The organism is Thermus tenuipuniceus (genome assembly GCF_002964845.1).
GTDB classification, from domain to species: Bacteria; Deinococcota; Deinococci; order Deinococcales; family Thermaceae; genus Thermus; species Thermus tenuipuniceus.
On sequence record NZ_KZ672972.1, the window covers coordinates 1 to 24,212 of the forward strand.

The following is a 24,212-nucleotide window of genomic DNA, read 5'->3' on the forward strand; positions in this document are numbered from 1 at the left end:
GCTATTTCCTGTTCCCCCTCATCCCCAGGAGGTAAAGGATGTCCGAACTTAGAGGGGGAGCTCAGGTGTAATTGGCCACCACATTTGAGACACCTTGGGGAACCGACCCCTTTTGCATCCTAGAGGCTGTCGTAAAAGTCCCCCGCCTCACCTCACGCGGCTCTCGCCAGCCGCTTCCTCATCTAAAAGGCCCGGGGATTAGGCCCCAAGCCTGAGCCCAATAGCCCCCCAAATAGCCCTCCAAAGCATTTCCCCCCTCTGTAGCGAGGGGGGAAGTTTTGCGTTTTCATCGTGGTGGGCGATGGTGGACTTGAACCACCGACCTCACGCTTATCAGGCGTGCGCTCTGACCAGCTGAGCTAATCGCCCCCGCACGCAAAAGATAGCTTAGCTAGGAGTCTGCCTCCCGTCAAGATGATGTATTCGGCCACCACATTTGAGACACCTTGGGGAACCGACCCCTCCTAAGTACCCCGTCGTGGCGCAAGCCACGACGGGGGCCCCAAAAAGGCCATAGGCAAGCCGCTTCTGCTTTTGCCAATGGAGCACCCTTCGTGCACGAGCATTAGAGGCTGTCGTAAAAGTCCCCCACCTCACCTTACGCGGCCCTCGCCAGCCGCTTCACCAGCAAGCGTAGCATGCCCAAGCACAACCACGCCTCGCTGACGGAAGGATGCTGCTCGTAATCTTTGCTCAACCTCCGGTTCCTCCCCAACCACACCGCTTGGGCAACGGCTTGGTCACAGGCATAGCCTGGCGTAAGAATGGGCCACCACCTCCAGCTCTAACCCTAGGGCCTGCAACACTGGTCGTGTACGTTGGCCCGGTAAACGTAAGCCCGGAGCATCCTCCCCCCGGTATCCACCACCACCTGGCGTTTCCGCCCCTTCACCCTCTTGGCCNGCGCTGGGAGAGGCATACCGCCTTTCCCTCTCCCGGTCCCGCCGGACCAGGGCCTGAGCTGCCCTCTCCCAAACCCTTTCTTTCTGCCACTTGCGGAAGTAGTGGTAGACGGTGGACCAGTGGGGCAGGTCATGGGGCATGGCACGCCACTTGATGCCGTTTTCCAGAACGTACAGGATAGCGTTGACGATTTCTCGGCGAGGCACCTTGGCCGGGCGACCCCCGGGCTTGGGAGCGGGGATCAGGGGCTCAAGGATGGCCCATTCCTCATCGCTGAGGTCGCTGGGGTAAGATGTGCGTGTCCTCTGCACCCTTCAAGGATACAAGACTTTTACGACAGCCTCTTAGAACTTCAAGGCAGGCAGCACTAGCCGGGGCAGGCCCATCTGGGCGGTGAGGAGGTCCACGTAGACCCTGAGGTAGGGCCAGAGGTTGAGGGGCAGGTTCCGCTCCTGGAAGACCCGGAAGAGGGCCCCGTCGGGGAAGATGGGGCTTTGGTAGCGGGCGGCCAGGCGCAGGTGGATGAAGCCAAAGCTTCCCTCGTCGTCCTGAAACTCCAGCCTAAGTTCTAGGCCCGCCTGGAAGCCCTCCTCGGTCCTCGTGGGGCCGAAGGCCGAAAGCCCATCTGGAGGGGGACCGAAGCGCCTTTGGCCCTGGGGCGGGCGTTCCAGCTTGGCGTGGACCTCGAGGAGCTCCACCCCCAGGATCTCCAGACCCTTGATGAAGTCCGCATAGGCCTCCGGGGAGGGTTCCCCGCCCCCCTTGGTGGGGAGGAGCCCAGCCCGGCGCAGGGTGTTGTAGACCCGTTGGTAGGTTAGGCCAAGCTCCTTGGCGATGGCGGAGATGCTTTTGCCCTCCTGGTAGAGCCTACGGATGGTGGCGGATTTGCTTTCCATCGGCCTAGGCGATTCCCTCAAAAGCCTGCTTCCTCTTCTGGGTCAAGGCGGCCCAGGTTGCTGCCACGGGCTCCCAGCCCTTGGCCGCACCGATGGCCAGGGGCTCGTCCGTGCCCACGTGGAAGCGGGCCAGGACCTCACCCTCCTCGTCGGTGAACTCCAGGTGTAGGGAAAGCCCCAGGGCCTGGGCGTAGCGGGCCAGCCCCTCGAGGGTCATGGAAAGCCCGGCGGAGGTTTCCATCTGGCTCACGCGGCTCCGGGACACCCCCAGCCGCTCGGCCACCTTCTTCTGGGAAAGCCCCTTCTGGTCCCGCAGGTAGCTCAGGAGCCAGGAAAGCTCCTCGTCCAGAACCTCCCGGTAAAGGCGAGCGTTCTCGGGATCCTTCAGAGACTCCTGAAAGTAGTGGTGGAAGTCCATGTACCGGCCCATAATCAGTTCACCTTTCTCTTCTTCATGGCCTTGTAGGCCTGGACAGCCAGCTCCAGGAGCTTGGGGTCCGGGCTGTCTTGGTCCTTGACTTCCCCCGCCGCCACCACGAAAAGAAGCTCCTCCTGGCGCCAGTAGTAGAGGCGGATGCCTGTGCGGTGACGAAGCTCCCAGATGGGTGCCCCCAGGTGGGCAAGCGGCTTGGCCAAAGGCGGGCGGAGGTCCGGGCCTTGCTCCTCCAGCATGCGCAGAAGGCGCAGGGCAAAGGCGTGGAGCTTGGGGTTTTGGCGTTTGAGGTTGTCCAACCAGTCTTGCGCCTGCGAGCGCCCTTTGGCGTCCACGTGGAAGACCACCCGGTAGCGCCCCACCTCACACTCCCATGGTATACCTACCCATAAGGTTAGTCAACGCTAACCTCAGAAAAGCTCCCCCTGCACCGCCTGCCGGGTCTTGCGGGCTTCCACGCTGAGGTGGCTGTAGCTTCCTGCCAGGAGGTTGAAGTCCTGGGCCTCCGCCAGGCGGCCCTTGCGCTCGGCCAGGCCGTAGAGGCGGTAGGCCAGGGCCCGGGCCCCCTCCGCCAGGGCCTCGGGGGCCTGGGCCAGGAGGTGGGTGGCGGCGGTCTCCCCTTCTTTCTTGAGCGCTTTGATGAGCCTGTGGGCTACCTCCCAGGCGGAGAGGCGCCGGTCTTGGGGGAGGTCCCAGCCTGCGGGGTACTCCTCAGGGTGGAGGAGGCGCACCCTGCCCCCCTTGGCCCGCAGGATGCCCCCCTCCGCCACGGCGGCCACAGGCACGTTCTTGGCCAGGGTCTCGGCGTCCCCGTATGGGCCTTCGCCGTAGCCGTACTGCTCGTACCAGGCGATGGCGAAGCGGGTGGGGGCGTCCAGCTCCGCCTCTTCCTCCGCCAGGAACTCGTCCAGCACCTGGTTGATGAGGGCCAGGGCCTCCCGCACAGGGATGGCCCGGCCATCCGGCTCCAGCACCGCCCCGAAGCGGCTGTAAACGGCCATGCCCGGGCCGATGGCGCTTTGGGCCAGGTCCACGGGGGGGATGCTCCCCTGGGTGAGCTGGCGCAGGGCCAGGGGAAGCTCCCGCCTGAGGGCCCGGAGGAAGTCCTGGCGGGTGGCGATGGGGGCGCCCTGGGGGCGGGGGCGGCAGACCAGAACGATGGAGGAGGCCAGGGCGTTGGAATTCTGCCCCCTGGGACGGTTGGTCAGCTCCGTGCGCATGGGCCAGGTGGCGGTGACCTGGAAGCCCGCGTCCACCAGGCCCTGGAGGAAGGTTTCCCAGCCGGTGGAGGCCACCTTGGGGGTTTCGTCTTCCTCCTCGTACTCTGCTTCCTGCTGCTTGAAGGCGTAGTAGAGGGAGAGGGGGTAGTCGGGGTGGGCCTTGGCCCGGAGGTTTTGGAAGACCTGGCGCATGCCCTCCTCAAAGTGCTGCTTGGCGGCTTCCCTGCCCCCCTGGCGGTAGGGGTCGGCCACCAGCTCCTCGGCCTTGGGGGTGAGGAGGGTGCGGAAGAGGGCGGGGTAGGTGTCCCCTAAGACCTTGCGGAGCCAGACGTAGAAGAAGTCGGAGAGGTCGGCGTAGGGAACGTTGTCGTAGTAGGGCGGGTCGGTGGAGAGGAGAGGCGGGGCGGATACCCCGTTCACCGAGTCCAGGGCGTTTGCCTGGCGGGCCTGGCCTTCAGGGTGGGCGGGGAGGGCTTCCAGGGCCCTTGCTACCCACTCCACCGCACCTTCCCAGGAGCCCGTGGCCTCCCCAAAGGGGTTGGCCTCGGCATAGTCCCAGGTCATGGGGAGGGCTTGGCGGTTGAAGACATGGGCGATAGTTTCTCTGTTTATATGCCAAATGCACAAAGAGGAATGGTAGTCAGCGAGACGGTCTATTCCTGTTCCCAGATACACCCCCACCGCCTCCGCGTAGGCCCTGGCCCCCCGGCCCCCTTCCGCCAGGGGGAGGCCGTGGTCTGGGAGGCCGGCCTCGAGGGCGTCCCGGTAAACCCGCTCCCGCGCCTCCGCCACCAGGTCGGCAAAGGTGGTGAGGGCCAGGAGCTGGCGGGGGGTGAAGAGGTCGGAAAACTTTTCCAGGCCGTAAACCCATGGGGTCATGTGTCGGCTATTCTTCGTAAACTCCTGGTCGGGCTTCCAGATAGGTGTTATTCCCTCTGCCACCGCTTCATGCTCCGGGGTGGGGGCATGGTACTCCCTTCCCCCTGCCTCCTCGGTCACGATGGCCATGAGCCGGGCCCCCAGGCGCCCCGCCCGCCCCTCCTTCCGTACATGCTCCAGGGGGATGTGGGCCCCGCACACCAGGCACCGCCCGCCCCGCCTGCCCACGGTGCCCTCCACGGGGGGCTCCTTTCCACTCGCCACCCGGAAGGAGACCCTTCCTCCTTGCACCTCGGGAACCACGAAAGCCTCCTTTCCCCCTTTCTTGGAGAGCCAGAAGGAACGCACCAGGGGGGCCTCGGCCCGGCAGGCGGGGTTGGGGCAGGCCACGGTGCGGGCCCAGAGCCAGGCGATGACCCGCTTGCCCTCCAGCCGGGGGTAGAGGTGGCCTATGCGCCTTTCGGCCTCCTCCCGCATCCAGGCCCCGTAGTGGCGCACATCCTGGGCCAGGCCCCTGGCCCGGGGGAAGCGGTCCGTGGCCTGGGCCCTGGCCCGGTACGCCGGGTTCACCGGGGGTAGCCCGGCGAAGCGGGCGGGGATCTCCAGGAGGGCCTTGTTGATGAGGACGGCCACCGGGTTCAGGTCCCCCGCGTGGGCCTTCAGGCCCAGGCGCTGGGCCTCCAGGGGGATGGTGCCCCCACCGGCGAAGGGGTCCAGGACGGGAGGGGCCTTTTCCAGGAGGGCCCGGATGCGCTCCCTGTCCCTGAGGGAGGCGGGGGGTGCTTCTCCCAGGGCACGGGCCAGGCTTCTAGCGATCTCGTACTGGGCCTCCCGGAGGACCCCGTTTTCCCCATCGGCCTTCTCGGGGTCCTTCACGTGATCCCAGTTCACCAGGCGCTCCAGAAGGCCAAAAAGCCTTTCCCTTTCCCTCTTGGCCTCCTCCTCGGGCAGGTACGCCCCAGGGTCGTCCACCAGGCTGGCGAAGAGGACCGCCCGGGCGGAGGCCAGAGGCCGCCTGGCCCACCACAGGTGCAGGGTGGAGGGGTGGCCGTGGCGGATGGACTTCTCCCGGGAGGACTCCCGGTTGATGGCCTCGAGGGGGAGGGCAACCTCAATCAGCTTTTGCATGGGCCTTTCTCTCTCCAAATGGCAGGGGGCCTCATGATACGACCCCCCCTTTTGTACCACAACCTCCCGGGTGTGATACAGGCGTATCACAAGACCACCACCTGCACCGCCTTGGCCAGGAGCTCCTTCAGGCTGTAGTTCACGCTGGTGGCCCCGAAGTCGGGCTCCCGCACGAAGGGCGTGGGGATGTAGTGGACGTTGAGGGGCTTCTCCCCGTCCGTCTCCACCACCGCCAGGAACCAGGAGGTGGGCTTGTTGAGGGCGGTGAGGATCTGGGTGCGGGAAAGGGTCACCACCTCCGATCCTGGACCCTTGCCTTTGACCTCAATGAAGCGGAGGGTGCCCTGGGGGGTGCGGGATTCCACGTCGTAGCCGGGCCAGCCGGGGGGCATCTCCTGGGGTTCGTGCCCTAGGCGGCGCTCCGCCAGGAGGACCGCCTCCACCGCCAGCCGCTCCAGGCGCTCTTGGGCTTCCGCCTCGAGGGGCGTTGCCTTTGGGTCCAGGAGGGGCACCACCAGGATGGCCTGGGAGAGGCGGGGTGGCAGGGACTGGAGGTGCCGGGCCGCCTCCAGCTCCCGCTCCCGCCGCTTGAGGCGCTCCTTGAGCTCGTCCGCCCTCCGGCGGGCGGCCTCTGCCCGGCCCGAGGCCCCCGCCTTTCCCGCCTTGGCCCGTTCCTCTTCCTTGGCGGCGAGGCCGTCCCAATGGTAGATCTCCGAAAGAAGCCTATCCCGCACCGCCCGGAGGGTGCGGTCTACCTCCGCCTCGCGGAAGCGGCGTACCTCCTCGAGGTGCTCCCTGGCCAGCCTGGTGGCGGCGTAAGCCTCCGCCTGGGCCAGAAGCCCTGCCACATCCCAGCCGGTCCAAAGCCGCAGGGCCTCGGCCTGTTCCTCCTCCGCGGCCGGGCGCAGGTCCAGGTAGGGGGCGGCCCCCTCCGCCCGCACCTCCCCCTCGGGGCCTAGGCTCACGTAGAGGAAGCGGCGGGAGACGGGGCCAAGGGCGTCTTGCACCTCGTGCTCCAGGGCCAGGAGGAGGCGGGGGGCCGTGGCCTTCTCATCCACCAAGACCGCGCCCCGTTCCAGGTGGTGGCCCCACTCCCGGAGGACCGCCTCCAGGACCCCCTCCAATAGGGGGTGCCCCGGCACCAGGAAGTCGGCCACGGGCTTCCCGGGGAGGCTTACCCGGTCCTTGTGGAAGGTGACCCGGGTGTAGCTCCGCAGGATGCCCGGCCTGGCCTCGCGCACCTTGGCGGGCACGAAGCTCACCTCCATCCGGCCTTCCTCCCGAAGATGGGCGGTGCCTCCGAGGGCCTCCAGGGCCTTGCGGAAGAAGCTTCCTAGGTGGTGGGGCTGGAGCCTTTGGGCCTCGGCCCGCTCCATGTCCAGGCGCAGGGCCTCCAGGCGCTTGGGGTCCAGGACCTCGGGGGCCAGGGCGTTCTGCAGGAGTCCCTCCAGCCTCTTCTGGTCCACCGCCCCCTCCACCTGGCGGAAGAGGCGGGCCCGCACCTCGGGGTCCTCCCCGTAGCGGATGGCCTCGAGGAGGAGTTCTCTGAGGGGCCTCTCTTGGAAAAGCCTGCCCAGCACGTCAAACACCCGCCCTCCCAGGGCTTGGCTGGCCTCCTCCAGCTTCCGAAGGAGGCGCAGGTAGACCTCCCCCTCCCGGGTGTTCTCCGCCACCAGGTTCCACATGTGGCAGACCTCCGTCTGGCCGATGCGGTGAATGCGGCCAAAGCGCTGCTCCAGCCTGGCGGGGTTCCAGGGGAGGTCGTAGTTGATAAGGAGGTGGGCCTGTTGCAAGTTAACCCCCTCCCCGGCGGCATCCGTGGCCACCAGGATGAGGGCCTCCCGGTCCTGGGTGAAGCGGGCCTGGCGTAGGCGGCGCTCCTCCCGGGAAAGCCCCCCGTGAAGGCTCACCACCTGCTCGGGCCGCCCCAGGTAGGTTTGGAGGCGGCCTTCCAGGTAGTCCAGGGTGTCCTTGTGCTCGGTGAAGATGATGAGCTTCCGTCCGCGGATGCGCTCGTCCTCCAGGAGGGCCTGAAGCTCCTGCCACTTCCGGTCCTGCTGCCCCCGGAGGAGGGCCTTGGCCTGGGCCTCGAGGCGCCTTAAGGTGGCGATCTCCGCCTCCAGCTCCTTCAGGGTGCGGGCGGCGGTGGCCTGGTCCAGCACCTCCGGAGCGGCCTCCAGCTCCTCGTCGGGGAACTCCTCCCTCTCCTCGATGTCCTCCTCCTCCAGGGTGGGGAAGGCCAGGGTCAGGCCCCGGCGCACCTCCTTCTGGCGGGCCTCGAGGCGTTTCCGCCGCCTCTCCAAGGAGCGGTGGATGGCCAAGGGGCTGCTGGCCAGCCGCCTCTGCAGGAGGGTAAGGGCAAAGCCCACGGTGCGCCTTTGTCCCTCCTCCAGGGCCTCGGCCCGGTTCATCTCCTCCCGCACGTAAGCGGTCACCGCCTCGTAAAGGGCCATCTCCTTGGGGGAGAGGCGGTAGGCCACGGTGTAGGCCCGGCGCTCGGGGAAAAGAGGGGTGCCGTCGAAGCGCACCAGGTCCTCCTTCTGCCGTCGGAGCCACAGGCCTTGGGCGTCGGGTGGGGGGCTGTGCGGCCGGGGCTTGCCCAGGAAGCGGTCGGGGTTCAGGAGGGCGAGGAAAAGGCGGAAGTCCTCCTCCTTCCCCCGGTGGGGGGTGGCGGTGAGGAGGAGGAGGTGCTTGGTCCGCTGGGAAAGCTCCTGCCCCAGGCGGTAGCGGCGGGTGGCCTTCACCTCCTGGCCGTAGTAGGTGGCGGCCATCTTGTGGGCCTCGTCCACCACCACCAGGTCCCAGTCCACCTCGAGGGCCTTGGCCGCCACCTCGGGGAAGCGGGCCAGGCCGTCCAGGCGGGCGATCCAGAGGGGGTGTTCCCGGAAGGGGTTGGCCTGGGAGGTCTCCAGGGTGAAGCGGGAGAAGACCCGGAAGTCCAGGCGGAACTTCTCCCAAAGCTCCTCCTGCCACTGGAGGACCAAGGCCCCGGGAGCCACCACCAGGCACCGCTCCAAGGCTCCCCGCAGGGCCATCTCCCGGATGTAGAGCCCGGCCATGATGGTCTTGCCCGCCCCGGGGTCGTCGGCCAGGAGGAAGCGCAAGGGGGTCTTGGGCAGGAGGTGGCCGTAGACGGCCTCGATCTGGTGGGGAAGGGGCTCCACCAGGGAGGCGTGCACCGCCATCATGGGGTCAAAGAGGTAGGCCAGGCGGATGCGCTTGGCCTCCGCGGCCAGGCGGAAGCGGTCCCCGGGAGCGTCCAGGGGGAAGCGGGGGGCTTCTTCCGTCCGGAGCCGGGCCAGGTCCTCGGGGTAGAGGAGGGCCTCCCCCAGCCGGCCGTCCGGGTCGCGGTAGGTCACCCGCAGGGCCTCCCCTAAGGGGTGCACGTACTCCACCATCACGGCCTCCCCAGGCAGCAAGCCCAGGAGGCGCACCCCAGGGCGCACCCGCTCGGGGGTCAAGGGAGGATCGAGGGCCATGAGAACAGCTTAGGGTAAGAAGGTGGGTCCATCGGGCGGATGCGGGCGGGACATTTCACGGAAGAGGACCAGAAAGCGGGGGCTATTGGGGGGCTATTGGAGCCGGAAGTGGGGGGATACCCCCTTACTATACCAGAAAAAAGTAATGATGAATAAGGGTTATCCCGGAGCTGCCCGAACGGGTACGGAGGTACCTTTTGGGCCTGATAAGCGTGAGGTCGGTGGTTCAAGTCCACCATCGCCCACCAAGGAAGGTCCCCCGGGAAAATTCCCGGGGGGTTCTTGTTTGGAGTGCTCGCTGGAGGATCTGCTTATGAAGCCTACCCCTCACCTTGGCCTTTTCCAAATTTAAAGAGAAGCTCCACCCCCAAAAGAAGGCCAAGGACCACGAGACCACCGTAGAGGAAGGCTCCACCAGGGAAGTGGGTTCCCAACCATCCTGCAACGGGATAGGCCAGAACCCACCAGAGGTGGCTCCAGGCAAAGTGGGCTCCGTGAACCCGCCCCTGGAGGGCCTCGGGGTATGGTCTGCGATCAGGGCTTGTGTGGGCAGATTAACCCAAGTTTTGGCCTGCGCCAGCCAGAACCCAGAGGCAAAACCTCGTTTACTCAGGGCATAAGCCCTACCATCCCCATTCGCCCCAGGTCCGCACCTGCCATCAGCTTCCTCCGGTCCACCCGGTCGGCCAGGATCCCAGCCCACGGGGAGAGAAGGACAAAGGCCGTGACCCGCAGGATCAGGGCTCCGGCCAGGATACTTGCCGACTTTGCCCCACCCACCCCAAAGGCCAGAAGGGCTAGGGCGACCCAGGTGAAGGCATCGCCTAGCAGGCTGGTGATCTGGGCGGCGTACAGGCGGGCAAAGAGGGGGTTACGCAGACTCTGGAGAAGGCAGGGAAGGGTTCTCATGGCTAGGCTCCATGGTCCGGGAGGCCCAGGCGCTGGTGCTCGGCGTGGGCGAGGGCTTGGATGAGGAGGTCCGTAACATGGCTTTTGAGGCGGTAAAACACCTGGGTGCCCTGCCGGCGGGCGGCCACCACCCCCGCTCCCCGCAAAACGCCAGGTGCCTCGAGGTGGTGCTTTGGGGAAGCTGTAAGCGTTGGGCCAAGCGGCCCACGCTTTCCTTGCCTTCCAGAAGCCCTAAAGCGATGCGCAGGCGGGTGGCCTCCGCCAGGGCGGAGAAGATCCTCAGGACGTGCTCGAGGTCTTCCGCTGGGAACCGGCTTTCCCGTGGGAATGCGGTTTTGCGTGGGGTGGACTTCGGGGTCTTGGCTCTAGACGGGAGGTCAGGGGGGCGTATAGCCTGAAGAACATGTACGAGGGTAAGATCCTCTACGAAGGCCTCACCTTTGACGACGTTCTCCTCCTCCCCGGGTACTCGGAGGTGCTACCCCGGGAGGTTTCGGTGAGGACACGGCTTACCAAAAAGCTTCACCTCAACATCCCCATCCTTTCCGCGGCCATGGACACGGTGACCGAGGCGGAGATGGCCATCGCCATGGCCCGGGAAGGGGGGCTTGGGGTGATCCACAAGAACCTCAGCATCGAGGCCCAGGCCAGCATGGTGCGCAAGGTGAAGCGCTCGGAGGCGGGGATGATCCAGGATCCCGTCACCCTGCCCCCCACCGCTACCCTCGAGGACGCCGAACGCCTCATGCGGGAGTACCGCATCGGGGGGCTTCCCGTGGTGGACCTTTACGGGAAGCTTCTGGGCCTGGTGACCAACCGCGACCTGCGCTTTGAACGCAACCTGAAGCGACCCGTCACCGAGGTCATGACCCCCTTGGAGCGCCTCATCACCGCTCCTCCAGGCACCACCCTGGAGGAGGCGGAGGAGATCCTGCGCAAGCACAAGGTGGAGAAGCTTCCCCTGGTGGACGAGGCGGGTAGGCTCAAGGGGCTTCTTACCCTAAAGGACATCGTGAAGCGCAAGCAGTACCCCAACGCCGCCAAGGATCCTCTGGGCCGGCTTTTGGTGGGGGCGGCGGTGGGGGCGAGCCGCGACCTGCCGGAGAGGGCGGCGGCCCTGGTGGAAGCGGGGGTGGACGTCCTGGTCTTGGACTCGGCTCACGGCCACTCCAAGGGGATCCTCGAGGCCCTCACCTACCTGAAGGAAACCTTTGGGGACAAGGTGGAGGTTATCGCCGGCAACGTGGCCACCCGGGAAGGGGCCCGGGCCCTGGCGGAACGGGGAGCGGATGCGGTGAAGGTGGGCATTGGCCCCGGCTCCATCTGCACCACCCGGGTGGTAACCGGGGTGGGGGTGCCGCAGATCTCCGCCATCCTCGAGGCGGTGGCGGGGGTAAAGGACCTGGATGTGCCCATCATCGCCGATGGGGGTATCAAGTACACCGGCGATGTGGCCAAGGCCCTGGCGGCGGGGGCCCATTCGGTGATGCTGGGAAGCATGCTGGCGGGCACCGACGAGGCCCCGGGGGAGGAGGTGCTGAAGGACGGGCGCCGCTACAAGCTCTACCGGGGGATGGGCTCCCTGGGAGCCATGAAGCAGGGCTCCGCCGACCGCTACTTCCAGGAGCCGGGTAGGGGAGGGGAGACCGAGGCCAAGAAGCTGGTGCCCGAAGGGATCGAGGGTATGGTGCCCTACAAGGGCCCTGTGGCCGATGTCCTCTACCAGATCGTGGGGGGCCTGAGGAGCGCCATGGGTTACGTGGGGGCCCCGGATATAGAAACCTTCCGGCAAAAAGCCCGCTTCGTGCGCATGACCATGGCGGGCCTCATCGAAAGCCATCCCCACGACGTGGTGGTCATCAAGGAGGCCCCCAACTACTCCCGCTAAGGCCACCCCACCCTCTTTGGGCTAGTCCCCGAAGAGTTTTTCAAAGGCCTCCCCGCCTCCCTTCTTGCGGGCCAGGCGGTAGGTGCCTTCTTTTTCCTCCAGCCTTCCTTCCGCCACCAGGGCCTTCAGGGTGTCCTCCAGCTCCTTTTTGGAGAAGGCTTCCCCCTCTTCGTCCAGGTAGCGCTGGATCTCCTTGAAGGTGGCAAAGCGCAAAACCTCCACCGCCCGCATGACCCATCCCTTGCGATCCATACCACCATCCTATCCCCTTTCCCCGTGGCATCCTGGACGTGTGGACCCCTACCGGGAGTACCAGGACTACGTGGTGGCCTCGAGGCTCCTGGTGGCCCTAGGGCTTTCCCGGGAGGTGCTTTCCCTGGCCCAGTATGCCCGGCTTCGCCTCAAGCGCATGGAGCTTGTCCAGAAGGGATGGTTCGGCCGCCTGGAAAGTCTGGATGAGCGCCTGCGCTATGGCTTCTTCAGCAATCCCCTAAAGCTCAAGGAGTTCCTCAAGCGCACCGCGCATGCCCCTTTTTGGGCCTCCCCCTTGGCCTTCGAGGCCCTCCTTTTCCCCGAGGAGCAGGCCCGCCTTACCTACCCGGGGCAGGCAGGGGAGTACTACCTGGGCTGGCTCAGGCTACCCCATCTCCTCATGGAACCCCTGGCCTTTGAGGAGGCTCTACGGGAGCAGGAGGCCCGGGCCCAGGCCCTTCCCCTCTTCCTCAACGCCTTCCACCGGGTGCCTGGTCCCTGATGCGGCAGGTTTAGGCCTCTTCCTCCAAAAGGGGCAGGCGTACCCGAAAGAGGGTGCGGCCGGGCCGGCTTTCCACGGCGATTTCCCCTCCGTGGGCCTTGGCGATGGCCTGGGCGATGGCCAGGCCCAGGCCGGTTCCGCCCCCGGGCCCCCGGGCAAAGCGCTCAAAGAGGTGGGGAAGGAGGTCTTCGGGGATTCCTGGGCCATGGTCCTCCACCTCCACAAGGGCGTATTCCCCTTCCCGCCTGAGGTGCACCCAGACCCCTTCCCTTCCTGCGGCCCGGACACCGTTGGCGATGAGGTTCCTGAGCATTTGTAAGAGCCGGTCTGGGTCCCCCAGGACCTCCAGGGCCTCCCCTTGGAAGGCCACCCCGTATTCCCGGGCGGCCTCCTCCGCTAAGGCTTTGAGGTCCACGATGTGGGGGTTCAGGGTGCGCTCCGCCTCCCCCCGGGCCAAGGAGAGGAGGTCCTCCACCAGGCGGCGCATCCTCTCCGCGGTGGCCCGGGCGGTCCCAAGGGCTTCGGGGTCTTGGGGGTTTCGCCCTAGCCGGTCCAGGTGGCCCAGAAGCACGGTGAGGGGGGTCCGGAGCTCGTGGCCGGCCTCGGCCAGGAAGGCCCGCTCCTTTTCCTTGGTTTCCTTGAGGGCCAGAAGGAGGCTATTCACCGCCTCCACCATGCGGCCAAACTCGTCCTTGGGGAGGTTCAGGGGTACGGGGTCCAGGCGCTCAGGGTTACGCCGGGCGATTTCCCTGGCGGCCTCCTCCAGGGGCCTGGTGGTGAACCGGGCGGTGAGGTAAACCAAGGCCATGCCCAAGGGGAAGAGGAGGAAGAAGGCCTCGAGGAGGGCCTGCCTCAGGGCCTTTTGCGCCAGGTCTATGGGAGCAGTGTCCTGGGTGAGGGCGAGAAGGCCCAAGGGGGTGCGCACCAAGGCAGCGGCAAAGCCCCTTTGCCAGGTGACCCTAGGGGTCTCGCCCACCCCCTTCAGGGCCTCCGGGGGGAGGCGGTGGGCCTCCTGGGTCAGGACCAGGGCCTCCCCGTCCTCCGCATACAGGTGAAGGTAGACACCCCCGGTGGTGAGGAGGGCCCCTGTCCGACCCTTGCGGTAGGCCTCCGCCGCCCGTTTGGCATCCTCCAGGAGGGTGGCCTCGAGGTGGCCTTTAAGGGCTCGCTCCACCCCCTGTCCCGCCAGGTACAGGGCCCCTACCAAAAAGAGGAGCCAGAGGAGGCTGAAGGAGAGGAAAAGCCGAAGCCGGAAGGACATGGGTCCGGGCTAGGTCCCCCGTCGTGGCTTGCGCCACGACGGGGACCCCAAAAAGGCCATGGGCACGCTGTATCCACCCTTGCCGATGAAGCAACCTTCCTGCGTGAGCACTTAGGTTTCCTCCTCGCCCCTTCCCGGGCGCACCGCATACCCCAGGCCCCGCACCGTGCGCAGGTAGCCGTAGGCCCCGGCCTCGCGGAGCTTGGCCCGGAGGTTGGCCACGTGCACGTCCAGGACGTTGGAATCCCGGCCCAAGGGTTTGCCCCAGATCTTCTCCTCGATCTCCTCCCGGGGGAAGACCCTTCCCGGGCGGCCCATGAGCAGGTGGAGAAGCTCAAACTCCTTGGGGGAAAGCCGCACCTCCTTCTCCCCGAAGAAAACCTGCCGCCTCTTGGGGTAGAGCTCCAGCCGTCCCACGCTCAGGACCTCGCTTCCTTCCTTGTGCCTCAGCTGCACCTGGATGCGGGCCAGGAGCTCGGCGGGGTGGAAGGGCTTCACCAGGTAGTCGTCGGCCCCGTCGGAAAGGAGGCCCACCTTGCGCTCCACGGCATCCTGGGCGGTGAGGACCAGGATGGGGGTATCGTCGGTGGCCCGGATCCGCCGGGCCACCTCGGCCCCGTCCAGGTCCGGAAGGCCGAGGTCCAGGACCACCAGGTCAGGCTTCCGTTCGCGGTGCTTCACCAGGCCTTCCATGCCGCTTTTGGCCCATTCCATGGCGAAGCCTGCCTCCTTGAGCTCCAGCTCCACCAGTCGGGCCACCTCCGCATCGTCCTCGATGAGCAGGATGCGCTTCATGGCCAGAGCCTTTCCGGAGGGGCGAGGCCGTAAACCTCCTTGAGGAGCCTAAGGAGGCTCACCCGCTCCTTGTCCTGCAGGAGGACCACATCCCCGCGGTCGGCCACCCCGGGAAAGGTGCGGGGCTTCTCCCCCGGGAGCACCAGAAGAAGCTGTACCTCCTGGCCCAGCCTGGGGGATATGGGGGCGGAGAGGGGGATCAGCCTCTTGCCCTCCACCCGCCAAGCCCCGTGCAGGATGCGCAGGTCCTGGGAGAAAAGCCTCAGCTCCGTGCCCGGGGGGAGTCCAGGCCCCAGGAGGGGAGGGAGGGCGGCCAAAACCATCCCCACAAAAAGGAGGAGGGCCAGGGAACGCATCGTCTTCCATTCTACGCCGGGGGCCCGGCCCTTTGTGGGAGGGAGGTTAAGGAGCCTGAAGGTTTTTCCGGGAGGAGGAAGCCCGCAGAAACCACGTACTTAAGCGCATCCTCCACGCTGATCTCCAAGGGGATGACCTCCTCTGTGGGCACCAGGATGACCAGGCCGCTGGCGGGCACAGGACTCGTGGGCACCAAGACGGCGGTGTACCCTTCCGGCAAAGGGGGAAGGCGGCCGTCCACCGGCTGCACCACAAAGCAGAGGGTGTAAAGCCCTCTCCGGGGGTACTCGATGACCGCGGCCCGGCTGAACTTCACCTCCTGGTGGCCGAAGAGGGTGTGGGTGATCTGCTGCACCGCCTTGTAGATGTCCCGCACAATGGGGAAGAGGAGGAGGGAGCGCTCCAGGGAGACGATGAGCCTTCGGCCCAGGTAGTTTTCCGCCACGGTACCCACTAGGTAGATGAGCACCCCGGCCAGGAAGAGCCCCACAAAGGGAAGGAAGGGCTGGTAGGCCCGGGGCACCTCGAGGTTCAAGAAACGCAGGAAGGTCTGGATATACCCGCCGGAGTAGTTGTAGACCCAAGCCAGAAAGTACAGGGTTACCAAGAGGGGGAGAAGGGTCACCAGGCCGGTGAGAAGTCGCTGGCGCAGGCGCATGACCTTCAGTTTACAGGAAGGGGGGCTTGGCTGGGCCCCCTAGGGGCGAAGCCGGGCCCCCAACCGGGCTTGGCCCGGCTGGGGTGGCATGGCTAGCGCCCGTCCCCTCGGCTTCGGGCCAGCTCCTTAAGGCCCTTGATGTCCTTCAGGACGATCTTGCCGTAGCCGGAGCGGATGTAGCCTTCCCGGGTAAGCTCCCCGATCACCTTGGTCACGGTTTCCCGCACGCTCCCCACCGCTGCGGCCAGCTCGTCATGGGTGGCGCGGAGGACCAAGCCCTCCGGCTCCTCCTGGGCCAAGGGGGTTTCCGCCAGCTCCAGGAGGCTTGCGGCCATGCGGTTTTTGAGGCGCTGGGTGGCCAGGCGCTCGATGCGCCGGTAGGACTCGGAAAGGGCCTGGGCCAGGCTCTGGAGCACCTGGCGGACCTCCTCGGGGTGGGGTTCCTTGGGGAGGGGCTCGGCCACCACCTCGGTCACCGCCTCGGCGAAGTACGTCCGCTCCATGCCCGCCCAGGCTTCCTCGCCGAAGTACCCCCCGGGGCGAACCAGGCGCAGGGTGAGGGCATTCCCCTCTTCATCCACCGCCTCGAGGCGCACGAGGCCCTCGAGGACCCGGTAGACCCGGTCCCGGGGACCCGGCACCCCTGGGTACAGGATGACCTCGCCGGGCTTGAAGGTTACGGTTTCGCGGGCCTGGGTCATGGCTGCCTCCTTGCCCCTAGGCTAGCACGCCCTCCCGGTTTTGTAAACCTTTGGGTTACAAAAATCGTCTCCGGCTACGGTTTTGGCAGGGAATGTTTCCTCGCCACGGGAAGAAGGCGGTCCGTGGCGATCTCGGCTTCCCTTCCCTCCCGCCTGGCCTTCTCCCTTTCCAGCTCCGCCCAGAAAAGGGCCATCTCCCACACGGCCTCGAGCCGCTCCTCCAGGGGCAGGCTCTGCCACTCCCTCCGGTCGTCCAGGGGGGTTTCCAGGGAAAACCTGCGGGCGATGGGCCGGATTTTTCTCATAGCTCCTCCAGATCGCGCAGATCTAAAGGGCGTCCAAAGGCCCTCTTTAGGGTTTTGAAATCCTCGGGGTGGACCACGTACACCGTTACGTTCTGGACGGTGTACTTGCTGGCCCGGGCGAAGGACTCATCAAAGGAGGGGCTTTCCAGGATCACCAGGTCAATGCGGTTGGGGGCATACCCCAGCTGGACCACCCCAGGGGTGGCGAGATCGGAAGGGGTGAGGCCAAGGTCGTCCCCACCGAAGAAGGCCCGGATGGCGGCCAGGACCTTTTCCGCCTCCTTGGCGTCCACCCATAGGTCCAGGCCCTTGGTGAAACGGGGCCGTCCCAAAAAGACCAGGGCATACCCGCCGATGACCAAAAACCTGGCTCCGGCCCCGTGCAAGGCTCGGAGGAAGTCCAGCATGTCAGGGGTCACCGCACGTTCTCCTTAAGCCAGTCCAGGTAGGGCCCGTGCCCCTCGGCGATGGGCAGGGCGATGATCTCGGGCACGGTGTAGGGGTGGAGGGAGAGAACCCGCTCCCTAAGCCGGGGGAAAGCGAAGGTGGTGGTTTTGACGATGAGGAGGACCTCCCGGTCCTCCACTACCTCCCCCTGCCAGCGGTAGACGGAGGTAAGGCCTGGCACCAGGTTCACGCAGGCGGCCAGGCCCTCCTCCACCAGGGTGCGGGCCAGGGTGCGGCCCACCTCCTCGCTGGGGGCGGTGATCAGGACCACCTCCTCCATCACGGCTCCTCCTCCACGGCGAAGGCGCTCACCACCTCGTCGTCCTCGGGGAGGTTCATCACCTTGACCCCGGCGGTGTCCCGGGAGTACTGGCGGATATCGGCCACGGGGGTGCGGATGGCCAGGCCCTTCTTGGAAAGGACCAGGAGGTCCTCCGTGCCCCGCACCTTGAGGAGGGCGGCCAGGCGGCCTACCTTGGCGGAAACCTTATAGGTGATCACCCCCATTCCCCCCCGGCCCTGCAGGGGGTACTCGGCGAGAGGGGTGCGCTTGCCGTAGCCCCGGGTGCTCACCGCCAGGAGGTCCACCATCTCCCCGGGCTTCATCGTTACCAGGGAGACCACCCGGTCGCCCGGCTTCTTGAAGCGGATCCCCGTCACCCCCTGGCTGTCCCGGCCCGTGGCCCTCACCTCCTCCAGGGCGAAGCGGATGGCCTGCCCCTCCTCCGTGGCCAGGATGGCCTCGTCCTCGGGGTCGGAAAGGGCCACCCCGATGAGCCGATCCCCTTCCAGGAGGCGGATGGCGATGAGCCCCGCCGCCCCCAGGTTCTGGTACTCCCTTAAGGCGGTGCGCTTCACCAGGCCCCGTTCCGTGGCGAAGACCAGGTAGCCCTCCCCGTCCAGGCCCCTTACGGAAAGCAGGGCGGCCACCTCCTCCTCCTCGGCCAGGGGAAGGAGGGTCTTCACGTGCACCCCCCGGGCCTGCCGGCCCATCTCCGGTAGCTCGTAGACCTTCAAGCGGTAGACCCGGCCCCGGTTGGTGAAGAGGAGGAGGTCCTCATGGGCCTGGGCCACGAACACCTGGATGGCCTCGTCCTCCTCCTTGGTCTTGCCGGCGATCAGTCCCTTCCCCCCCCGCCCCTGGGCCCGGTAGCTCTCCAGGGGAAGGCGCTTTAGGAAGCCCTGGGCGGTGAGGGTGATGACCATGGGCTCGTCCTCTATGAGGTCCTCAGGGTTGAAGCTTTCCTCGAACTCGGTGATCACCGTGCGCCGGGCATCCCCGTACTTCTCCTTGACCCTAAGGAGGTCCTTCTTGACCTCGGCCCAAAGCCGCCCTTCCTCCTCGAGGATGGCCCGAAGCCGGGCGATCTCCTCCATGAGCTCCCGGTACTCCTCCAGGAGCTTTTCCCGCTCCAGGGCCACCAGGCGTTGCAGGCGCATGTCCAGGATGGCCTGGGCCTGGATTTCGCTGAGGCCGAAGCGCTCCATGAGCCCCTTTCGGGCCTCGCTGGCATCCTGGGAGGCCCGGATCAAAGAGATGACCTCGTCGATGTGGTCCAGGGCGATGAGGAGGCCCTCCAGGACGTGGGCCCGCTCCTCGGCCTTCTTGAGGTCAAAGAGGCTTCGCCGGCGCACCACCTCCTTGCGGTGGTCCAGGTAGTGGCGCATGAGGGAGAGGAGGGAGAGGACCTTGGGCTCCCCGTTCACGATGGCCAGGAGGTTCACCGTGAAGGAGGCCTGCAAGGCGGTGTGCTTGTAGAGCTGGTTCAGGACCACCTGGGGGCTTGCCCCCCGCTTGAGCTCTATGGCGATGCGCAGGCCCTGGCGGTCGGATTCGTCCCTCAGGGCCACGATGTCCTCGATCTTCTTGGCCTTAACCAAGGCGGCGATCTGGGCGATGAGGCCCGCCTTGTTGACCTGGTAGGGGATTTCCGTGACCACCAGCATGGGCCTTTGGCCCTTCTCCTCGATGCGCACCTTGGCCCGTACCTTGAGGCTTCCCCGTCCCGTGGCGTAGGCCTCCCGGATGCCTTTTCGGGAAAGCTTCCCCCCGGTGGGGAAGTCGGGGCCGGGGAGGTAGCGCATGACCTCCTCGAGGGTGATCCCGGGATTGTCGATCATGGCCACCAGGGCGTCCACCACCTCGGAGAGGTTGTGGGGAGGAAGGCTGGTGGCCATGCCCACGGCGATGCCGCTCGCCCCGTTCACCAGGAGGTTGGGGATGGCGGAAGGGAGGACCTCGGGCTCCTTAAGGGAGCCATCGTAGTTGGGGCGGAAGTCCACGGTCTCCTTGTCGATGTCCAGAAGCATCTCCGCCCCCAGGGGGGAGAGCCTGGCCTCGGTGTAGCGCTGGGCTGCCGGGGGGTCCCCGTCTAAGGAGCCGAAGTTCCCCTGGCCATCCACCAGGGGATAGCGCAGGTTCCAGGGCTGGGCCAGACGGGCCAGGGCGTCGTAGATGGCAGCGTCCCCATGGGGGTGGTACTTGCCCATGACCTCGCCCACGATCTTGGCGCTTTTCACGTGCTTCCGGCCGGGGAGCACCCCCTCCTGGTAGGCGCCGAAGAGGATCCGCCTCTGGACCGGCTTAAGCCCGTCCCGCACGTCGGGCAGGGCCCGGTCCACGATGACGGACATGGCGTAGTTGATGAAACTCTGTTTAAGTTCCTCGGTGATCTCTACAGGCAGAACCTGGGACATAGCGCTCCTTGGGCGTTTCCGCCTCTTTTAAGTATAGCAACTTCCCCGCCGGGGCCTTCCCCGGCCAGGAGGGGATGGAGCCCTAGGGGGCTCCCACCTCCAGGACCTCCGCCAGGTAGACCAGGGCCAGCTTATAGGAGAGGATCCCAAACCCGGAGACAATGCCCCGGCAGGCTCCTGCGGTGACCGAGTGTTGGCGAAAGGGCTCGCGGGCGTGGAGGTTGGAGAGGTGCACCTCCACCACGGGCAGGGGCTGGGCCCTTATGGCGTCCAGAAGGGCATAGGAGTAGTGGGTGAGGGCCCCGGGGTTAAGGACGATGGCCAAGAACCCCTCCCGATGGGCTTGCTGTACCCATTCGATCAGCTGCCCCTCGTAGTTGCTCTGGCGGAAGGCCACCCCCAGGCCCAGCTCCGCGCCCCAGGCCTCGCAGAGGGCTTCCAGCTCCTCGAGGGTGGTGCGCCCGTACACCTCGGGCTCCCGCTGGCCCAGAAGGTTCAGGTTGGGTCCGTTTAGGATCAGCACCATATAGGCTCCTTTGCCCATAGGATAAGCCCATGCCCAGGTTCTTGGCCCTGGCGATCCTCGGGCTTCTGGCCCTGGCCCAGGTGGGCCCCAATCCGCCTCAAAGGAGCCACCTGGAGGGGGCTACCCTTTGGCACACCGTGGCCCCCGGGGAAACCCTTTTTTCCCTTGCCCGCCGTTACGGCACCACGGTGGAGGAGCTGGCCCGTCTGAACGGCCTTAAGGATCCCAGCCGCATACGGGCCGGGCAGGTGCTCCGGGTGCGCCCCGGGGTGGAGGTGGCCCTGCCCAGGGGGAGCCTGGTTTATTTTCCCCCGATCCAGGGTCGGGCCTTTGCCCTCTGGGTGGAGGGCTACACCTGGGGGTATGCGGAGTTCTTGGGGGTCCGCTACCCCCTGGTGCCCGGGGAGAAGGGCCACAAGGTACGGGCTACGCCCGTGGCTTGGGCTCTTCTGGCCGTGGGAGCCCTGGTGGAGCCGAAAGGGTATCCCTTACGCCTGGTCCTCGAGGGGGAGGAGATCCCCCTTTCCCTCCAGGTGGCTCCGGGGGGATACGGCCAGGAAACCCTGGTTCTGAGCCCTTCCCTGGAGGGCCTGCTCCAGGACCCCAGCCTGAAGGCGGAGCGGGCGAGGGTGGCGGGGGCCTGCCCGAGGGAAGGGCCCTTGACCTTTTCCCGTTTCCTGAAGCCCCTGGAGGGTGGGCGCATCACCAGCGCCTTCGGTACCCGCCGGCGCTACGGCACCCTTCTCACCTCCTATCACGAGGGCCTGGATTTTGCCGCCCCACCCGGCACCCCCGTGCGGGCGGTGGCCGGGGGGGTGGTGGTGCTTTCGGAAAGGCTAAGGGTGCGGGGGGAGGCAGTGGTCCTGAGCCACGGGATGGGCCTTTGCACGGGGTACTGGCACCTTTCGGAAAGGAGGGTGAGGGTGGGGGAGAGGGTGAAAGGGGGCCAGGTCATCGGCCTTTTGGGGAGTACGGGGCTTTCCACCGGGCCCCACCTGCACCTGGAGGTGCGCCTTTTCGGCATCCCCGTGGACCCCGCGCCCTTCTTCCAGGGCCTTCCCTCGCCCTAGCCGCAGGAGGGAGAGGACCTCCACGTGGTGGGTGAAGGGGAAGAAGTCGTAGGGCCGGGCGAAGGCCAGTTGGTAGCCACCTCCCACCAGCTCCCCCACGTCCCTGGCCCAGGTGGCCGGGTCGCAGGCCACGTAGAGGACCTCCTTGGGCCGGGACTCCAAAAGGTAGGCCCTCACCTCCGGGGAAAGGCCGCTGCGGGGTGGGTCCAGGATCACCAGGTCAAAGCGACCGAGATTCCTGGCCTCCTTGGCGTCCCCCCGGTGGAAGCGCACGTTTTCTATGCCAAGCCGCCTCCTATCCGCCTCTCCCCGGCGCACGGCCTCTTTGCTGATCTCCACCGCCACCACCTCCTGGAAACGGGGGGCCAGGAGAAGGGAGAAAAGGCCGCTTCCCGCATAGAGCTCCAGGGCTCGTTTCCCGCCGGAAACCAGGTTCAGGGCCTCCTCCAGGAGCTCCCCCATGGCCAAGGGGTTCACCTGGCTGAAGCTTTCCACGCTTATGGTGGCGGTGAGGGGGCCGAACCGCTCCAGCAGGGTCCTCTCCCCGTGAAGGGGCTGGACCCCTCCCCGGAAGCGGCCCTTGGGGGAGGGTTCGGCCCAGACCACCCCGGCGAACCCCTCCCGCACCAGGGCCCTGGCGGGGTGCTTGAGGCTTTCCGGGTTGCCCCCGATGAGGCCGAGGAGCACCCGGCCCTCGAGGAGGCTTCCCCTCAAGGCCACCTCCTCCACCGGCAAGGGCCAGGTCTTGAGAAGGGAGAAGGCCCAGGCCAGGGGCTCGGCCAAGAGGGGGTCCTCCTCCAGCCGGAAAAGCTCCTGGGCCTCCGGCAGCCGGTAGGCCAGGCCCCCCAGGGGATGGCGGGCGTACTGGGCGGCGGTACGGTAGCCCAGGGCTCTGGGGGAGGGGTGGATGGGAGCCAGGGAAAGGGAAAGCCTGGCGATGCGCATAAGGGCGTCCTGCACCAGGCCTTCCTTCAGGGGAAGCTGGCTTTCGTAGGCCAGGGGCAGGTCGGCGGAAGGGGGGAGGGGGTGGGGGTAGCGGTCGGGGCGGGGGGGGAGCACCTCCAACTCCTCCAGGAAAAGGGTTCCCTTGCGGCGCACGGGTTTTCCCCGCACCACCTCCCCCGGCAGGGCCCCCTTGATGAGGACGGCTCCTTCCTCGGTGCGGGCGAGGCCATAACCCCCCGGCACCAGCTTCTCCACGGTGAGAACCTTCACCCTTTCACCCTACACCAAGCCCGTCAGCGCTAAGATGAAGGGGTGATTCGGGTGCTGTTAGCGGACGACCACGCCCTCTTCCGCCAGGGGCTCAAAAGCCTTTTGGAGGCGGAAGGGGATTTCCGGGTGGTGGGGGAGGCCAAGGACGGTTGGGAGGCGTTAAGGCATGCCCTCGAGGCCAAGCCGGATGTCATCCTCATGGACATCCAGATGCCGAACCTGGATGGGGTGCAGGCCACCCAGGCCATCCTCAAGGAGTGGCCCGAGGCCAAGGTGATCATCCTCACCATGTACCGCCAGGATGCCTACGTTTTCGAGGCGGTGAAGGCAGGGGCCAGGGGCTACCTCCTCAAGGACACGGATGCCAGCGAACTCATCGGGGCGATCCGCCGGGTGCACGCCGGGGAGGTGCTCCTGGATGCCGATCTGGCCGGGCGGATCATCCAGGACTTCCGGGCCAAGAAGGAGTCCAGCCTTCCCCTCCATGCGGAGCTTTCCGAGAGGGAGATCCAGATCCTCAAGCTGGTGGCCCAGGGCTACACCAACCTGGAGATCGCCGCCGAGCTTCAGCTTTCCGAGAAGACCGTGCGCAACCGCCTCTCCGAGATCTTTCAGAAACTCCACCTGAACAACCGCACCCAGGCGGCCCTTTACGCCATACGGGAGGGGCTGGCCGGACCCGAGCCCCAGGAGTAGTGGACCCGGTACGGCTTCTTCTGGAGCTCTCCCCCCTGGCGGGGGAGGGGGCGCGGGGGGAGCTCGTGGCCGCTCATCTTCCCAAGGCCCGGCGGGACGGCCTGGGGAATGTGTGGACCGGGGAAGGCCGGGTGCTTCTCCTTGCCCACCTGGACACGGTCTTGCCCCCAGAGCCCCCCAGGCGGGTAGGGGAGAGGCTTTACGGCCCGGGGGTAGGGGATAACTCCAGCGGGGTGGCCGTCCTCCTCTCCCTTCCCGAGATGCCCGGGGTGGTGCGGGGTTTCACCGTGGGGGAGGAGGGCCTGGGGAACCTCAAGGGGGCACGGGCCCTGGTGGAAACCCTGGCTCCTGAGGTGGTGGTGGCGGTGGATGGGTATCTGCCGGGGGTGGTGGACCGGGCTTTGGGCTCGGTCCGTTTCCGGATCACCTTTCTGGGCCGGGGAGGGCACGCCTGGGGGGACAGGGGGACCCCCAATCCCGTGTTTGCCCTGGCAGAGGGGCTTTCCCGGCTACACACCCTTTTCAAGGAGGTGGGGAGCGAGGCCAGCCTGAACGCCAGCGGTCTCCGGGGGGGCGAGGCGGTAAACGCCATCCCCAAGGAGGCCTCGGCCTTGCTGGAGATCCGCGCCTTGGAGGAGGAGGCGCTTCGCACCCTCTACCACAAGGCCCAGGAGGTCCTGGAAGAGGTGGCCAGGTTCCACGGGGTGGAGGTTTCCTCGGAGGTTCTGGGGACGAGGCCTGCGGGGAGCACCGCCACGCCTAAGCTTCTGCAGGCGGCGGAGGTGGCGCTGGCCCAGATCGGGGAAAGGCCCCAGTTCCAGCCAGGTTCCACCGATGCCAGCGCTGCCATCGAACGGGGTATCCCCGCCTTGGCCCTGGGGGTGTACCGGGGGGGTGGGGCCCACACCCCGGAGGAATGGGTGCTTCCCCAAAGCCTTTGGGAGGGGCGGGAGGTGCTTCTGGCTTTTTTAAAGGCCCTTGGCGTAGGATAGGGC

At 66.7% G+C, this 24,212-nt stretch carries 23 protein-coding genes, 1 tRNA gene and 2 pseudogenes; 5 read left to right on the top strand and 21 right to left on the bottom strand.

The features are described from left to right. Positions 1-292: 292 nt before the first annotated feature. The 9 genes and pseudogenes from C2847_RS04950 to C2847_RS12810 form a co-directional block, all read right to left on the bottom strand. Positions 293-369 (bottom strand) — tRNA-Ile (locus C2847_RS04950). Between the two features lie 534 nt (positions 370-903). Continuing rightward, positions 904-1,214 (bottom strand): annotated as a pseudogene (locus C2847_RS13015) (transposase); the annotation flags it as partial. Between the two features lie 33 nt (positions 1,215-1,247). After that, the gene (locus C2847_RS04960) at positions 1,248-1,799 is read right to left on the bottom strand and encodes a helix-turn-helix domain-containing protein (RefSeq protein ID WP_105317360.1); all 552 of its coding nucleotides are present in this window, start codon (positions 1,797-1,799) and stop codon (positions 1,248-1,250) included. Positions 1,800-1,803: 4 nt separating this feature from the next. Beyond that, on the bottom strand, positions 1,804-2,229 hold the full coding sequence (locus C2847_RS04965) for a helix-turn-helix domain-containing protein (protein ID WP_164835639.1): 426 nt from the start codon (positions 2,227-2,229) through the stop codon (positions 1,804-1,806). Positions 2,230-2,231: 2 nt separating this feature from the next. Next, positions 2,232-2,594, bottom strand: a complete 363-nt coding sequence (locus tag C2847_RS04970) for a type II toxin-antitoxin system RelE/ParE family toxin (protein ID WP_105317361.1) — start codon at positions 2,592-2,594, stop codon at positions 2,232-2,234. A 48-nt stretch (positions 2,595-2,642) separates the two neighbouring features. Next, positions 2,643-5,459 carry a DUF1156 domain-containing protein gene (locus C2847_RS04975; RefSeq protein ID WP_105317362.1) on the bottom strand — a complete coding sequence of 939 codons (2,817 nt, stop codon included), beginning with the start codon at positions 5,457-5,459 and terminating at the stop codon, positions 2,643-2,645. Positions 5,460-5,545: 86 nt separating this feature from the next. Beyond that, the gene (locus C2847_RS04980; protein WP_105317363.1) at positions 5,546-8,938 is read right to left on the bottom strand and encodes a helicase-related protein; all 3,393 of its coding nucleotides are present in this window, start codon (positions 8,936-8,938) and stop codon (positions 5,546-5,548) included. A gap of 609 nt (positions 8,939-9,547) precedes the next feature. Then, positions 9,548-9,847: an MFS transporter gene (locus C2847_RS12410; RefSeq protein ID WP_208619930.1), complete on the bottom strand. Its 300-nt coding sequence runs from the start codon at positions 9,845-9,847 to the stop codon at positions 9,548-9,550. Between the two features lie 2 nt (positions 9,848-9,849). Further along, a complete protein-coding gene (locus C2847_RS12810) occupies positions 9,850-9,978 on the bottom strand; it encodes a hypothetical protein (protein WP_279627872.1) in 129 nt (42 codons plus the stop codon). Positions 9,979-10,250: 272 nt separating this feature from the next. Between C2847_RS12810 and guaB the strand changes: the two genes are divergently transcribed. Further along, positions 10,251-11,735 carry an IMP dehydrogenase gene (guaB, locus tag C2847_RS04995; RefSeq protein ID WP_105317364.1) on the top strand — a complete coding sequence of 495 codons (1,485 nt, stop codon included), beginning with the start codon at positions 10,251-10,253 and terminating at the stop codon, positions 11,733-11,735. Positions 11,736-11,756: 21 nt separating this feature from the next. On the opposite strand, the gene C2847_RS05000 is transcribed toward guaB, so the two are convergent. Further along, complete coding sequence (locus tag C2847_RS05000) at positions 11,757-11,987, bottom strand: hypothetical protein (protein ID WP_105317365.1); 231 nt, start codon at positions 11,985-11,987, stop codon at positions 11,757-11,759. Between the two features lie 40 nt (positions 11,988-12,027). Here C2847_RS05000 and C2847_RS05005 point away from each other — a divergent pair, with 40 nt between their 5' ends. Continuing rightward, a complete protein-coding gene (locus C2847_RS05005; protein WP_105317366.1) occupies positions 12,028-12,489 on the top strand; it encodes a hypothetical protein in 462 nt (153 codons plus the stop codon). Positions 12,490-12,499: 10 nt separating this feature from the next. Here the strand turns inward: C2847_RS05005 and C2847_RS05010 are convergent, their stop codons facing one another. The 10 genes from C2847_RS05010 to aroQ form a co-directional block, all read right to left on the bottom strand. Continuing rightward, positions 12,500-13,750 carry a sensor histidine kinase gene (locus tag C2847_RS05010; protein WP_105317367.1) on the bottom strand — a complete coding sequence of 417 codons (1,251 nt, stop codon included), beginning with the start codon at positions 13,748-13,750 and terminating at the stop codon, positions 12,500-12,502. 111 nt (positions 13,751-13,861) lie between these two features. Further along, positions 13,862-14,545 (bottom strand): response regulator transcription factor, encoded by a 684-nt coding sequence (locus C2847_RS05015; protein WP_105317368.1) that lies wholly within the window; start codon positions 14,543-14,545, stop codon positions 13,862-13,864. Next, positions 14,542-14,901: a hypothetical protein gene (locus C2847_RS05020; RefSeq protein WP_105317369.1), complete on the bottom strand. Its 360-nt coding sequence runs from the start codon at positions 14,899-14,901 to the stop codon at positions 14,542-14,544. The genes C2847_RS05015 and C2847_RS05020 overlap by 4 nt, the downstream gene beginning before the upstream one ends. An 11-nt stretch (positions 14,902-14,912) precedes the next feature. Continuing rightward, positions 14,913-15,560 carry a DUF502 domain-containing protein gene (locus C2847_RS05025; protein ID WP_105317370.1) on the bottom strand — a complete coding sequence of 216 codons (648 nt, stop codon included), beginning with the start codon at positions 15,558-15,560 and terminating at the stop codon, positions 14,913-14,915. Positions 15,561-15,652: 92 nt separating this feature from the next. Further along, entirely contained in the window at positions 15,653-16,261 is a 609-nt protein-coding gene (locus C2847_RS05030; RefSeq protein ID WP_105317371.1) for a helix-turn-helix domain-containing protein, read from the bottom strand. Between the two features lie 74 nt (positions 16,262-16,335). After that, positions 16,336-16,566, bottom strand: a complete 231-nt coding sequence (locus tag C2847_RS05035) for a hypothetical protein (RefSeq protein ID WP_105317372.1) — start codon at positions 16,564-16,566, stop codon at positions 16,336-16,338. Next, complete coding sequence (locus tag C2847_RS05040) at positions 16,563-16,985, bottom strand: hypothetical protein (protein ID WP_105317373.1); 423 nt, start codon at positions 16,983-16,985, stop codon at positions 16,563-16,565. Before C2847_RS05040 ends, C2847_RS05035 begins: the two co-directional genes overlap by 4 nt. Continuing rightward, positions 16,982-17,293: a divalent-cation tolerance protein CutA gene (gene cutA / locus C2847_RS05045; RefSeq protein WP_015716405.1), complete on the bottom strand. Its 312-nt coding sequence runs from the start codon at positions 17,291-17,293 to the stop codon at positions 16,982-16,984. Before cutA ends, C2847_RS05040 begins: the two co-directional genes overlap by 4 nt. Continuing rightward, positions 17,293-19,710, bottom strand: a complete 2,418-nt coding sequence (gene gyrA, locus C2847_RS05050; RefSeq protein WP_105317374.1) for a DNA gyrase subunit A — start codon at positions 19,708-19,710, stop codon at positions 17,293-17,295. The genes cutA and gyrA overlap by 1 nt, the downstream gene beginning before the upstream one ends. Before the next feature lie 82 nt (positions 19,711-19,792). Then, positions 19,793-20,236 carry a type II 3-dehydroquinate dehydratase gene (gene aroQ, locus C2847_RS05055; RefSeq protein WP_105317375.1) on the bottom strand — a complete coding sequence of 148 codons (444 nt, stop codon included), beginning with the start codon at positions 20,234-20,236 and terminating at the stop codon, positions 19,793-19,795. A 29-nt stretch (positions 20,237-20,265) separates the two neighbouring features. Here aroQ and C2847_RS05060 point away from each other — a divergent pair, with 29 nt between their 5' ends. Beyond that, a complete protein-coding gene (locus C2847_RS05060; RefSeq protein ID WP_105317376.1) occupies positions 20,266-21,306 on the top strand; it encodes a LysM peptidoglycan-binding domain-containing M23 family metallopeptidase in 1,041 nt (346 codons plus the stop codon). On the opposite strand, the pseudogene C2847_RS05065 reads toward C2847_RS05060, so the two are convergent. Then, positions 21,304-22,521: pseudogene (locus tag C2847_RS05065) on the bottom strand (class I SAM-dependent RNA methyltransferase); the annotation flags it as partial. The gene C2847_RS05060 and the pseudogene C2847_RS05065 overlap by 3 nt on opposite strands. 42 nt (positions 22,522-22,563) lie before the next feature. Here C2847_RS05065 and C2847_RS05070 point away from each other — a divergent pair. Next, positions 22,564-23,217, top strand: a complete 654-nt coding sequence (locus C2847_RS05070) for a response regulator transcription factor (RefSeq protein WP_105317377.1) — start codon at positions 22,564-22,566, stop codon at positions 23,215-23,217. Beyond that, positions 23,217-24,209, top strand: a complete 993-nt coding sequence (locus tag C2847_RS05075; RefSeq protein WP_105317378.1) for a M20/M25/M40 family metallo-hydrolase — start codon at positions 23,217-23,219, stop codon at positions 24,207-24,209. Before C2847_RS05070 ends, C2847_RS05075 begins: the two co-directional genes overlap by 1 nt. The last annotated feature ends 3 nt before the right edge of the window (positions 24,210-24,212 follow it).